This window comes from Streptomyces sp. NPDC092370, from assembly GCF_044755265.1.
GTDB lineage: Bacteria > Actinomycetota > Actinomycetes > Streptomycetales > Streptomycetaceae > Streptomyces.
On sequence record NZ_JBIVQO010000003.1, the window covers coordinates 220204 to 232917 of the forward strand.

Annotated in this window: 10 protein-coding genes; 7 read left to right on the plus strand and 3 right to left on the minus strand. The window is 70.5% G+C overall.

Annotated features, from left to right (window positions below; genetic code table 11):
- The first annotated feature begins 144 nt into the window (after positions 1-144).
- The gene (locus ACIQHQ_RS12225) at positions 145-1185 is read left to right on the plus strand and encodes a GDP-L-fucose synthase family protein (protein ID WP_402611852.1); all 1041 of its coding nucleotides are present in this window, start codon (positions 145-147) and stop codon (positions 1183-1185) included.
- Between the two features lie 339 nt (positions 1186-1524).
- Here ACIQHQ_RS12225 and ACIQHQ_RS12230 read toward each other — a convergent pair whose 3' ends face one another.
- Positions 1525-1824 (minus strand): LPXTG cell wall anchor domain-containing protein, encoded by a 300-nt coding sequence (locus ACIQHQ_RS12230; RefSeq protein WP_402611853.1) that lies wholly within the window; start codon positions 1822-1824, stop codon positions 1525-1527.
- Positions 1825-2328: 504 nt separating this feature from the next.
- On the opposite strand from ACIQHQ_RS12230, the gene ACIQHQ_RS12235 reads away from it, so the two are divergent.
- The 4 genes from ACIQHQ_RS12235 (at position 2329) to ACIQHQ_RS12250 (ending at position 7404) form a co-directional block, all read left to right on the plus strand.
- Positions 2329-2943, plus strand: a complete 615-nt coding sequence (locus ACIQHQ_RS12235) for a low molecular weight phosphatase family protein (protein ID WP_402611854.1) — start codon at positions 2329-2331, stop codon at positions 2941-2943.
- A 194-nt stretch (positions 2944-3137) separates the two neighbouring features.
- Positions 3138-4652: a cellulase family glycosylhydrolase gene (locus ACIQHQ_RS12240; RefSeq protein WP_402611855.1), complete on the plus strand. Its 1515-nt coding sequence runs from the start codon at positions 3138-3140 to the stop codon at positions 4650-4652.
- A gap of 252 nt (positions 4653-4904) precedes the next feature.
- Complete coding sequence (locus ACIQHQ_RS12245; protein WP_402611856.1) at positions 4905-6503, plus strand: alpha/beta hydrolase; 1599 nt, start codon at positions 4905-4907, stop codon at positions 6501-6503.
- A 247-nt stretch (positions 6504-6750) separates the two neighbouring features.
- Positions 6751-7404: a formylglycine-generating enzyme family protein gene (locus ACIQHQ_RS12250; RefSeq protein ID WP_402612171.1), complete on the plus strand. Its 654-nt coding sequence runs from the start codon at positions 6751-6753 to the stop codon at positions 7402-7404.
- A gap of 98 nt (positions 7405-7502) precedes the next feature.
- Here the strand turns inward: ACIQHQ_RS12250 and serC are convergent, their stop codons facing one another.
- Positions 7503-8621: a phosphoserine transaminase gene (serC, locus tag ACIQHQ_RS12255; RefSeq protein ID WP_402611857.1), complete on the minus strand. Its 1119-nt coding sequence runs from the start codon at positions 8619-8621 to the stop codon at positions 7503-7505.
- Positions 8622-8693: 72 nt separating this feature from the next.
- Positions 8694-10043, minus strand: a complete 1350-nt coding sequence (locus ACIQHQ_RS12260; RefSeq protein WP_402611858.1) for a mucin-1 — start codon at positions 10041-10043, stop codon at positions 8694-8696.
- A gap of 207 nt (positions 10044-10250) precedes the next feature.
- Between ACIQHQ_RS12260 and ACIQHQ_RS12265 the strand changes: the two genes are divergently transcribed.
- Entirely contained in the window at positions 10251-11270 is a 1020-nt protein-coding gene (locus tag ACIQHQ_RS12265) for a LacI family DNA-binding transcriptional regulator (RefSeq protein WP_402611859.1), read from the plus strand.
- Between the two features lie 99 nt (positions 11271-11369).
- Positions 11370-12710, plus strand: coding sequence for an ABC transporter substrate-binding protein (locus ACIQHQ_RS12270; RefSeq protein WP_402611860.1), 1341 nt, complete (start codon positions 11370-11372; stop codon positions 12708-12710).
- Positions 12711-12714: the final 4 nt, after the last annotated feature.

Sequence of the window (12714 nt, forward strand, 5' to 3'; positions counted from 1 at the left end):
TCGGCGCTATGGTCTGCTTCATGACGTTGTGTCGTGTTTTCAGTGGTTGTACCATTTCCATCCGGCTCGTGGACGTTCCGCCCCCACAGGGCGCGGAGTCGGCGGCTCTTGACACACCGTCCGCGAAGGAGGGCATCGAAGCCCATGACCGCCTTTACTGATACCGGTGCCACGTTTCCGGCCGCCTCGGGGGCGAACACCCCCGTCCCGGTGCCGGACGGCAGGGTGCACCGCCCCCTCGACCGCTCGGCCCGTGTGGTCGTGGCCGGAGGCTCCGGGCTGGCCGGTTCGGCAGTGCGCAGGGAACTCCGCCATGAGGGATTCACCGATGTGGTCGCGCCCGGTTCGGCGGAGCTGGACCTGAGGGAGCGGCGGGCGGTGTTCGACTGGTTCGCGGCCAGGCGCCCGGACGTGGTGGTACTGGCCGCCGCACGGGTGGGCGGGATCAAGGCGAACGCCACCCGGCCCGCCGAGTTCCTCTCCGACAACCTGCGCATCCAGGTGAACGTGCTGGACGCGGCTCTGGAGCACGGGGTGGAGCGGCTGCTGTTCCTGGGGTCCAGCTGCATCTACCCGAAGTTCGCCGAGCAGCCGATCCGCGAGGAGGCGCTGCTGACGGGGCCTTTGGAGCCGACCAACGACGCCTACGCCATCGCCAAGATCGCAGGCATTCTGCAGGTGCAGGCGGTGCGACGGCAGTACGGTCTGCCCTGGATCTCCGCCATGCCGACCAACCTGTACGGGCCGGGCGACAACTTCCACCCCGAGCACTCTCACGTGCTGCCGTCCCTGATGCGGCGCTTCCACGAGGCGAAGGAGTCGGGTGCGCGGCGGGTCGTGAACTGGGGCAGCGGCACACCCCGCCGTGAGTTCCTCCATGCGGACGATCTGGCACGGGCGTGTCTGCACCTGATCGAGCACTACGACGGGGACAGCCCGGTCAACGTCGGCACCGGCACGGACCTGACCATCCGGGAACTGGCGGAGCTCGTCGCGGACGTCGCAGGGTACCGGGGGAGCGTCGAGTGGGACACGAAGCAGCCGGACGGTACTCCGCGCAAGCTCCTTGACGTATCCCGGCTCACCGCGCTCGGCTGGTCTCCTCGTATCGGCCTGCGGGAAGGGATCACCCGGACGTACGCCTGGTACGTGGAGAACCTCGAGGCCGGCACGCTGCGGCACTGACGGTCTGCGCGGCGGCCGGAGCGGGGGCCGGAGGCGAGTCGCCCCTCCGGTGCCGTCCGCGGCGGGACGCCACGGGCGCCGCTCCTGGACGGCTCCGGTCCCGCGACGGCGCACGGGTCGCCCTGGCGGGCGCGGCACGTCGAACGGGAAGCCCGCCGGGCTTCCCGTTCGACGTGTGTGAGGGACAGCTGCACTCCGGCGGGCACCTTCCCCGGGGAGCCGGCCTCAGGCGGCACGGGCCGCCATGGCCGACAGCGGGTCCTCCGGCGGATGCGTCGGGGGACCCGCTGCCGGCCGCCGGTATCGCACCGGCTTCGCGACTGTCCGATCGGTGGGTGGTCAGTTGTGCTTCCGCCGCCGGACGGCCATCATCGTGCCGGCCCCGAGCGCCAGCAGCGCTGCGGTTCCGCCCACCATGACGTGCGAGCGGTCCTCACCGGTGTCGGCGAGGTGAGGCCGGTACGGGCGCACGATGATCTTGGCGCTCAACGACCGCTTCGACTTCACTCCCTTGAGACGGAAGATGTGCTTGCCCGGATCCGTCCACTTGGGGATGGTGACGGTGCCCTCCACCGTGCCGTTCGCGTCGGCGGTGAAGCGGCCCAGCTTGACCGGCTTCGAGAACAGGAATGCGTTCACCCCCTCGTTCGGAATGAACCCGGTCCCCGTGAAGCCGAGGTCGTCTCCCGCGACGACCGTGGTGGCGGTGAGCGTCAGGGCTGGCGGATCGGGCGGGTATGGCTGGGAATGGGCAGGTTGGGCCCCGATGAGGGGGGCTGCGGCCAGAACAGCAGAGGCTGCTGCGGTCGCCAAGGCGGCACGACACTTCGATGACGCCGTCATCGCTTTCACGCTCCTCAAGTGGAATCAGGCGACGGCATGGTCCGACCCCGAGTACGGTATGTGTATAGATAGCGCTAAATGAGGCTCGTTAGACAACTTTGGGAGATATAACGCCCTATGGCGTATATGGATCACCGGACTGGCCGCCGGTTCCCCGGCTTGGAGGGCCGAAGTTGCCCGGTATGCGCTATGCGGTTGGCCGGCCTGCGGCGGCCGCCCCGACCCGTCCGGCATGAACTGCGGCGACACCCGCCCGCGCCGCACGCCCTGATCTCCTCTTCTCCCCCTTCTGGAGGGTGCGTGCCCCCGTTCCGCGTACTCGTGGTCTGCACCGGCAATCTCTACCGCTCTCCGCTCGCCGAGTGCCTGCTCAGGCACCAGTTGCTCGAGCATCGGCAAGTGATCCACGTGAGCAGTGCCGGTACCCGGGCCGTGGCGGGTGTGCCTGCGGCGACTGCTGTCACCTCCTTCCTCGCCGGCCGCGGCCTGCGCCCCTGCGGGGTGGGCTCCCGCCGGCTGACCGAGGAGATGGTCGAGAACGCGGACCTGGTGCTGGGTGCCGCGCGGGAGCACCGTGAGGCCGCCGTGCGACTCTCCCCTGTGCGTGCGTTGTCCCGTGCGTTCACCTTCCGTGAGTTCGCCCGGCTGGCGCGGCCCGAGGACGCCGCAGGCACGCTGGATCCGGCCGCACGGTTCGCCGCCCTCGTGCAGGGCGCGGCCGCTCGCCGTGGTGCCGTGTCGACTCGTATGGGCGATGTGGATGTGGAGGACCCTCTCGGCGCACCTCCGCCCCAAGTGCAGCAGTGCCTGGTTCAGATCGAGGAGGCCGTGGAGCGGATCACCGCGCTCGTGCGGACCGGATGGCATCCGTCTTCGTCGGCTGCGAGCCGGGCCGAGCCCGGGATGTGCCCGTAGCGGACCGCAGGCTCGTCGTTCGGTGCGGCCGCGCCCTGCGGAGGCCCGAGCGGCGTGATGAGTGAACGCGCCCTCCTTGACGTGCTCATGGTGTGTCAGTTTCCTGGAGAGTGCGCGGCATGCATGGGAGCGCTCCCATCCCGTCCGGGTGCCGTGTTCCCCCTTCCCATGAGGAACCCGAGAGGAAGCTGCCCATGTTCCGCGTATTGCGAAGAGCACTGTGTGTCGCCGCGGCGCTCCTGTTACCGCTGGCGGGTGTGCAATCGGCGCGGGCCGATGTCTCCGCCGAGGCGGCCGGTGCCGGCTACTGGCACACCAGCGGCCGGCAGATCCTGGACGCGGCGGGGCAGCCCGTCCGCATCGCCGGCGTCAACTGGTTCGGCTTCGAGACCGACGTCCACGTCGTCCACGGCCTGTGGGCCCGCGATTACAAGAGCATGATCGACCAGATGAAGTCGCTGGGCTACAACACCCTCCGCATGCCCTACAGCGACGACATCCTCAAGCCCGGCACCATGCCGGACAGCATCAGTCACGACGGCAAGAACACCGACCTGCGCGGCCTGACGTCCCTCCAGGTCCTCGACAAGATCGTGGCCTACGCGGGCCGGTCCGGCCTCAAGATCGTCCTGGACCGGCACCGTCCGGACGCGGCGGGCCAGTCGGCCCTCTGGTACACCTCGGCGGTCCCCGAATCGACCTGGATCGCCAACCTCAAGACGCTGGCCGCCCGTTACAAGGGCAACTCCACCGTGGTCGGCATCGACCTGCACAACGAGCCTCACGACCCGGCCTGCTGGGGCTGTGGAGACACCTCCCGCGACTGGCGCCTGGCCGCCCAGCGCGCGGGCAACGCGGTGCTGTCGGTCAACCCCGAGCTGCTGATCATGGTCGAGGGCGTGCAGTCGTACAACGGCACGAACGGCTGGTGGGGCGGCAACCTCATGGGTGTGGCCCAGCACCCGGTCCAGCTGGACGTCCCGAACCGGCTGGTGTACTCGGCGCACGACTACGCCACGTCGGTGGCGCAGCAGTCCTGGTTCTCCGATCCGTCCTTCCCGGCCAACATGCCGGAGATCTGGGACAAGTACTGGGGCTACGTCTTCAAGCAGAACATCGCCCCGGTCTGGCTCGGCGAGTTCGGTACGACGCTCCAGCCGGCGGTGGACCAGAAGTGGCTGTCCGAGCTGGTGAAGTACCTGCGCTCGACGTCGGCGCACGGTGCCGACAGCTTCCACTGGACGTTCTGGTCCTGGAACCCCAACTCCGGTGACACCGGCGGCATCCTGAAGGACGACTGGCAGACGGTCGACACGGCCAAGGACGCGTACCTGGCGCCCGTCAAGGCCCCGGGCTTCGACCCCGGCACCCCCGGCCCGGGCGGCCCCGGTGATCCCGGCGGCTCCACGCCCACCTGCACCGCCGCCTACACCGTCGGCAGCGACTGGGGCGGCGGCTTCAACGCCGAGGTGAAGGTGACCAACACGGGCACACTCGCGCTCAAGTCCTGGAAGGTGACGTGGACGTGGAGCGGGTCGCAGAAGGTCACGAACATGTGGAACGCGACCCACACCCAGACCGGCGCGACGGTCACGGCGGTCAACGCCGCGCACAACGGGGCCTTGGCGCCGGGCGGTTCGGCGAGCTTCGGCCTCGGCGGGGCGCCCGGAGGTGGGGCCGTGCCGGGCGTGACGTGCACGGCGACGTGAGCACCGGGTGAGCCGGGGCGCCCGGTGCTCCTCGGGCGCCCCCTGGCCTGCTCCTCCGCTCTGCCCGGTCTGCCGGCCTGTCTGGAATTGTCAGAAGGCCCCCTTTCTGAGGGGTTTCTGAGAGCGGACTGTGACTCGATTTGGTCAAGTCTTGGTCGAATCCGCACATGAGTGGTGCGCTCATCCGAAACGATGCGGCACGGCCCGTGTCACTCACGGGCCTGACCCCCCTCACCGTTGCGAGAGAACTCCATGAGAAGAACCGCAGCCGTACTGTGCGGTGCGACCGTCGTACTGGCCGGGACACTCACCGCCGTCCCCGCCAGCGCGTCGCAGGCCGCGAACACCGCCCGGACCGCCGCCGCGAAGGTCACCTGGAAGAAGTGCGGGACGGACGACACCCCGACGCTCCAGTGCGCGTCGGTGAAGGTGCCGCTCGACTACGCGAAGCCGCGAGGGAAACAGATCACCCTCGCTCTCTCCCGCGTGCCGCACACCGCGCCGAAGTCCCAGGGCCCGCTGCTCGTCAACCCGGGCGGTCCCGGCGGCAGCGGCCTGTCGCTGGCCGAATTCGTCGCGTCCTCCCTGCCCAAGGCGGTCGCCGCCCAGTACGACGTCATCGGCTTCGACCCGCGCGGAGTCGGACAGAGCCAGCCCGCCCTGGACTGCAAGCCGGGTCACTTCGACCCGGTGCGCCCGGACTCCGTGCCCAGCACGCCGGCGCTGGAGCAGGCCAACCTCGCCCGCGCCAAGTCCTTCGCGCAGGCCTGCGGCCGGAAGTACAAGGACGTCCTGCCGTACATCGACACGGTCAGCGCCGTGAAGGACATGGACTCGATCCGCAAGGCCCTCGGCGCACCGAAGATCAACTACTTCGGCTACTCGTACGGCACCTACCTCGGCGCGGTCTACGCCAAGCTGTTCCCCGAGCGGGTGCGGCGCCTGGTGCTGGACTCGATCGTCGACCCGACCGGAGTCTGGTACGACGCCAACATCAAGCAGGACTACGCCTTCGACAAGCGTCACAAGGCCCTCATGGCGTGGATCGCCAAGTACGACTCCACCTACCACCTCGGCACCGACGCGAAGAAGATCGAGGCCAAGTGGTACGCCATGCGGGCGGCCCTGGCCAAGAAGCCGGCGGGCGGCAAGGTGGGCGCCTCCGAGCTGGAGGACATCTTCATACCCGGCGGCTACAACAACGCCTACTGGCCCACGCTCGCCCAGACGTTCGCGGCCTATGTCAACGACCACGACACCGCAGCGCTGGTCAAGGCCTACGACGGCATCGCGGCGATCGACGCCTCCGGCGACAACGGCTACAGCGTCTACACCTCGGTGCAGTGCCGTGACGCGTCCTGGCCGCGCGACTGGAAGCAGTGGCGCAAGGACAACTGGGCGGTGTACGAGAAGGCTCCGTTCATGGCCTGGAACAACGCGTGGTACAACGCGCCGTGCGCGTTCTGGCCGACGAAGACGCTGAAGCCGGTGAACGTCGCCAACACCAAGCTCCCGCCGGTGCTGCTGTTCCAGGCGACGGACGACGCGGCCACGCCCTACCAGGGCGGTGTCACCATGCACCGGCTGCTGAAGAAGTCCAGCCTGGTCGTGGAGCAGGGCGGCGGCAACCACGGCATCGCGCTGAGCGGTAACGCCTGCCTCGACAAGTACCTCGCGACGTACCTCACGAACGGCAAGGTCCCGCACGGCAACGGTGTGGCCGACGCGGTGTGCAAGAAGAACCCTGACCCGAAGCCGCAGCCGGCGGCGCAGAATGCGCCGAGCACGCGGCAGCCTGCCGTCGCTGCGATCGGTGACAGCCTGCGGGGGATCCTGGGGTTCGGTCGGTGAGTTCGCGTGGCTGAGCATCGCCTGACGTGAGGAGAGGGGCGCCCGGGGTCTCCCGGGCGTCTCTCGCGTGGGCGTGCGCCCGGGAGGCGGCGTTCGCTTCGTGCGACGCGCGTGCCCGGGTAGGACAGGCGTTCCATGGGCTGTCCACTTGATACGCTTGCAACGCCCCTACGCCGCCCGCCACTTGGAGCGATCGGCACCACTTCGGGGAGACCGTGACCCGCCTGGGGGCGACGTGCCGGACGACATGGTGGCTGTCCCGGCGGGGCGTGTCACGCTGTCCGACCGGCGGACGCGGCGCAGGTGGGCGGTGGAGGTCGGGTCGTTCCGGATGTCGGCGTTCCCGGTCACGCAGGAGTGGTACGCCCGGGTCACCGGTGAGTGCCCGAGCACGGCCCGAGGCGACCGACTGCCCGTCGAGGGCGTGTCGTGGTGGGACGCGGTCCGCTTCTGCAACGCCCTCTCCCGCACGGAGGGACTGGCACCCGCGTACCACCTGCGGCCCGACGCGGGGACGGCCGACTGGGACACCACCGCCGACGGCTACCGACTGCCCACCGAGGCCGAGTGGGAACACGCCTGCCGTGCCGGCAGCACCGGACCCCGCTACGGCCCGCTCGACGACATCGCCTGGTACCGGGGCAACTCGGCGGAGAGCATCCAACCCGTGGGCGGGCGACAGCCCAACGCCTGGGGCCTGTACGACATGCTCGGCAACACCTGGGACTGGTGCTGGGACCTCTACGACGCAGAGGTCTACGGCACGTACCGGGTGCTGCGCGGCGGCGGCTGGTCCGACGAGCACTGGAGCTGCCGCGCCTCGGTGCGCCGCCGGAGCCATCCGACGTTCCGGATCGACGACGTGGGGTTCCGGGTGGCGCGCTCGCAGCACACCCCGTAGCGCCGCGAAGAACCACCGGTACGACGCCGCCGGCCGCCCGGGAACGAGTGAGGGCGCCCCGCACACGCGGGGCGCCCTCACTCACGTTCGGCAGAACGTCAGAGCTTCTCGATCACGTAGTCGACGCACTTGGTGAGCGCCTCGACGTCCGCCGGGTCGATCGCCGGGAACATCGCGACGCGCAGCTGGTTGCGGCCGAGCTTGCGGTAGGGCTCGGTGTCGACGATGCCGTTGGCGCGCAGCGCCTTGGCGACGGCGGCGGCGTCGACCTCGTCCGTGAAGTCGATCGTGCCGATGACCTGCGAGCGCTTGGCCGGGTCGGTGACGAACGGGTTGGCGTACTTGATGTCCTCGGCCCAGCCGTAGAGCGTGCGGGCGGAGGTGGCGGTGCGGCGCACCGACCAGTCCAGGCCGCCCTGGCCGTTGATCCACTCCAGCTGCTGGTTCAGCAGGAAGAGGGTGGCCAGCGCCGGGGTGTTGTACGTCTGGTTCTTGCGGGAGTTGTCGATCGCCGTCGGCAGCGAGAAGAACTCCGGGACGTGACGGCCGGAGGCGTGGACGCGCTCGGCGCGCTCGATCGCGGCCGGGGAGAAGACGCCGATCCACAGACCGCCGTCGGAGGCGAAGGACTTCTGCGGGGCGAAGTAGTAGACGTCCGTCTCGGCGATGTCGACGGGCAGGCCGCCCGCGCCGGAGGTGGCGTCCACCAGGACCAGCGCACCCTCGTCGGCACCGGCCACGCGCTTGATCGGCATGGCGACACCGGTGGAGGTCTCGTTGTGGGTGAACGCGTAGACGTCCACCCCCGCCGCGGCGACCGCCTCGGGGTGGGTGCCCGGGTCGGCGGAGATGACGTCCGGGTCGGCCAGCCACGGGGCGAGCTTGGCGGCCTTGGCGAACTTGGAGGAGAACTCGCCGAAGCTGAGGTGCTGCGACTTGTTCTCGATCAGGCCGTGCGTCGCGACGTCCCAGAAGGCGGTGGAGCCGCCGTTGCCGAGGACCACCTCGTAGCCGTCGGGGAGCTGGAACAGTTCGCTGATGCCCTCGCGCACCTGGCCGACCAGGTTCTTGACGGGGGCTTGGCGGTGGGAGGTGCCGAGCAGGGACGTGCCGGTGGCGGCCAGGGCGTCCAGCGCCTCCACCCGCACCTTGGAGGGGCCCGCGCCGAATCGACCGTCGGCGGGCTTGATGTCAGCAGGAATCCGGATCTCAGCCACGAAGGGGAGCGTAGCGGCTTCCAGAAACGCGGGCGAAACGTCGTCCGTCGGGTGAGACGGGATGCGGACGGGTCAGTGCGACGACGGGCCGGGCCAGACGGCCGAGGCGTCGTCGCGGTGCGCGGCCGGCAGCCGGACCGGGCGGACGGGTACCGGGTGGACGCCGCCCTCGGTGGCGGCCGTCCAGGGGGCGGGGCGGCCGGAGTAGCACAGGGTGGTGAGGACGAAGACGCCGTCGGCGTAGACCTCGACGTACTCACCGACGGTCAGGATGCGCAGTGAGGCGGCGGGTTCCGGCAGGAGGGTTTCCCCGAGCACGTCGCCGTCCGGGCCGGTGACCTGGAGGTTCTTGCCGTCGCAGCCGACCGTGAGCGCGGGCCGGTCCTCGTCGGGGGCATGTGTGCGCAGGGTGATCTCGGTGCGGCCGCGGATGTCGACGTCGCCGACCGCGTGCAGGGGGGCGTCGTACGTCTCCTCGCCGAGCCAGTGGTCCAGGCCCGGCCACCATTCCAGGCGGGGCGCCGCGTCCTGCGGCACGACGAGGGACTTGGGCTGGGCGAGCATGCCGCGGCAGCGGTCGCCGGTGTCGGTGAGGCCGACCCGGCGCGGGGTGGTGTGCAGCACGACGCGGGAGCCGTCGGGGGCCGTGACGACGCGCGGGGCGTACGCGCCCGTCGGGCCGAGCGGGCCGCGGCGGCTCCACGGGCCGCGCAGGCGCGGCGCGGTCCACGCCTCGAAGCCCCGGGTGGCGCCGACGGAGCCGAGCAGCAGCCAGCCGCCGTCGTCGAGGCGTTCCAGGACGGGACACTCCAGTTCGTCGACGTCGCCGGGGGAGACGAGCGGCGGGTGGACGGTCCAGTGTTCCAGGTCGTCGGAGGTGGCCCAGGCGACGCAGCCGCCGACCTCGACGGGCAGGGACGCGTCGGCGGCGCAGACCAGCATGACCCAGCCGTCGGACTCGTCGTCGCGCACGACGAAGGGGTCGCGCCAGCCCATGCGTTCGCCGGTGCGGTACCAGCGCCCGTCCGCCTCGACGACCGGCCCCGTGCCGTGGCGCCGCCAGCCGGTGCCGTCGGTGCGGTCGGAGTGGGCCAGACCGACCGACTGCAGGGGCCAGCCGCCGGGGGTGAGCCCGGAGACCGCGGTGTAGAACATCGCCATGCCGGCGCCGTGCGGGAAGGCGTGCATGGTCCACACCGCCTGCTGGTCGAAGCGGCCCGGCAGGCCGTTGCCGAAGGCCGTGCCCTGCGGCTCCCAGTGGACCAGGTCGGTGGACGTGGCCCGGCCGTAGGAGGTCTCCATGCGCAGGTGGTCGAACTCGGCCGTCCACGGGCCCTGGAGGTGCAGCGCGGTGTAGGTGCCGTCCGCGTGGCGCAGAAGGTCGAAGTCGTTCACGCAGAGGCCGGGCGGCGCGTATCGCATGGACAGGTCCTGTCTGCCGACAGCGCACTCAAACGTATGCGCTGTGTTCTGGCTGGCGGGGGTTTCTCTGAGAGTCAGCCGAAGTAAATCTGAACGCAAACGCTTGCGCAACAGGATGGGCGGGTTTACGGTCTCGTCACTCCCCCTCGCACCGACGCGGTTCCGGGCCACCGGACACGCGGCGTGCACCCGATCAAGGAGCGTCCCGTGACGGTCAGCATCACCGATGTCGCCGAGGCCACCGGGGTCTCGGCGTCCACCGTGTCCCGCGCCCTGCGCGGCCGCCCCGGGGTGTCGGAGGAGATGCGGGCCCGGATCGTCGAGACCGCCGCCGAGCTGGGCTACATCGCCTCGCGCTCGGCGTCCAGCCTGGCCAGCGGACGCACCTACACCGTCGGCGTCGTCGTCCCGTACGTCGGCCGCTGGTTCTTCGGCACCGTACTGGACTCCGCCGAGAAGGTCTTCAGCGCCGCCGGTTACGACGTCCTGCTGTACAACCTCGGCTCACCGGAGGCACGCAAGCGCTTCTTCGCCAGGCTGCCGATCCGCAAGCGGGTCGACGCCGTGCTGTCCCTGCTGATCCCGGACCCGGAGGAGGCCGCCGCCCTGCGCTCCCTCGACGTGCCGCTGGCGACCACGGTCGGCGGCGCCCGGCCCGGCTTCACGGCGGTCGGCATCGACGACCGGGGCGGAGCGGAGAGCGCCGTACGGCATCTGGTGAACCTCGGCCACCGGCGGATCGGCATGATCTCCGGGGCCAGCGAGCCGCTGCACTGGACCACGCCCCTCGACCGCCGGCAGGGCTACCTGGACGTGCTGGCCGACGCCGGGATCGAGCCCGATGCCGCCCTGGAGGCGGACGGCGGTTACACCGTCGAGGGCGGCGAGCGGGCCATGACCGAGCTGCTGGCGCTGCGCCACCCGCCGACCGCCGTGTTCGCCCAGTCCGACGAGATGGCGATGGGCGCGCTGCGCGCCCTGCGCCGGCACCGGCTGAGGGTCCCGGAGGACGTGTCCGTCGTCGGCTTCGACGATCACGAGCTGTCCGAGGTGGTCGGGCTGACCACCGTGGCCCAGCCGGTCGCGGCCCAGGGCCGGGAGGCGGCCCGGCTGCTGCTGGCGCGACTGGACGATCCGGACGCCGGGCCGCCGCGCCCCGTCGAGATGCCCATCCGTCTCGTCCTGCGCGAGACCACCGCTCCACCGAACACCGGCCGGCAGCGGTAGCTCCGTCCGTCCCCTTTCCCCGCCCGACACGGGGCGCCGCTCCGGCCCCCTCCCCACCGCCCGCGCACCGACGCCCACACCCCGCACGGAGGCACCACCATGATCACCGGTAACGGAAGACACCGTCGTACGGGCCTGACGGCCCTCGCTCTGCTGCCCTTGGCCGCACTGGCCGCCTGTGGCGGGGGTGGCGGCGGCGACACCTCCGCCGAACAGGGCAGCGGCAAGGGCACCATCAGCGTCTGGGCCCACCAGGGCCAGGCGAGCGAGGCGGCCGCGCTGCAGAACGCGGTGAAGTCCTTCAACTCCTCGCAGAGCGCCGTCAAGGCCGAGCTGAAGCTGATACCCGAGAAGGACTACACCAAGACCATCACCGCCACCGACGCCTCCGAACTGCCGGACGTGCTGGAGTTCGACGGCCCGACGATGGCGAACTTCGTCTTCAACAGCAAGCTCGCCCCGGTCGACGGTCACGTCTCCGCCAAGACCCTCGGCAACGCCACCGACGCGATCAAGGCGCAGGGCGAGATCGACGGCAAGCACTACGGCCTGGGCATGTTCGACGCCGGGCTCGGTGTGTACGCCAACAAGAAGCTGCTGGACGCGGCCGGCGTGAAGTACCCGACGAGCGTGGACGACGCCTGGACGGCCGAGGAGTTCGGCAAGGCGCTGGGGGCGCTGAAGGGCAAGGACTCCGACGGCAAGGTCCTCGACATATCGGAGCAGTACGGCCTGGCCACGGAGTGGGGCACCTTCGGCTTCTCCCCGCTCGTCTGGTCGGCCGGCGGCGGCCTGCTGAAGGACGGCAAGGCGCAGGGCGCCCTCGACAGCCCGAAGGTCGTCTCCGCGATGAAGACCTTCCAGTCCTGGAAGACGTACGTCGACCCCAACACCGACGGCAACGCCTTCGCCAAGGGCAAGGTGGCGCTGAGCTGGGTCGGCCACTGGAACTACCCCGCCTACAGCGAGGCGCTCGGTGACGACCTCGCCGTGCTGCCGCTGCCGGACTTCGGCAACGGCCCGAAGACCGGCCAGGGCTCGTGGGCCTGGGGCATCGGCGCCGACAGCAAGAACGGCAAGGCCGCGGGCGTCTTCCTGGACTATCTGCTGAACGACGCCAATGTCGGCGCGATGACGAAGGCCAACGGCGCGGTGCCCGCGACCAAGTCCGCCCTCGCCAAGAGCGAGCTGTACAAGAAGGGCGGCCCGCTCCAGCTCTTCGCCGACCAGCTGGCCAAGCCGTGCGGCGACAGCGACATCACCGCCTCCTGCGTCGCCGTGACCCGCCCGGTGACCGCCGGATACCCCACGGTCACCGCCAAGTTCAACACGGCCCTGAACTCGATCTACGGCGGCGCCGACCCCAAGGAAGCCCTGCAGAAGGCCGCCCGCGCCATCGACCGGGACTTCACCGACAACGCCGGCTACGAGATCCCGTAACCCG

Coding starts and splice junctions, on each gene's coding strand:
- ACIQHQ_RS12270 (WP_402611860.1), top strand. CDS start 11,370: ATGATCACCGGTAACGGAAGACACCGTCGTACGGGCCTGACGGCCCTC.
- ACIQHQ_RS12225 (WP_402611852.1), top strand. CDS start 145: ATGACCGCCTTTACTGATACCGGTGCCACGTTTCCGGCCGCCTCGGGG.
- ACIQHQ_RS12260 (WP_402611858.1), bottom strand. CDS start 10,043: ATGCGATACGCGCCGCCCGGCCTCTGCGTGAACGACTTCGACCTTCTG.
- ACIQHQ_RS12250 (WP_402612171.1), top strand. CDS start 6,751: ATGGTGGCTGTCCCGGCGGGGCGTGTCACGCTGTCCGACCGGCGGACG.
- ACIQHQ_RS12245 (WP_402611856.1), top strand. CDS start 4,905: ATGAGAAGAACCGCAGCCGTACTGTGCGGTGCGACCGTCGTACTGGCC.
- ACIQHQ_RS12240 (WP_402611855.1), top strand. CDS start 3,138: ATGTTCCGCGTATTGCGAAGAGCACTGTGTGTCGCCGCGGCGCTCCTG.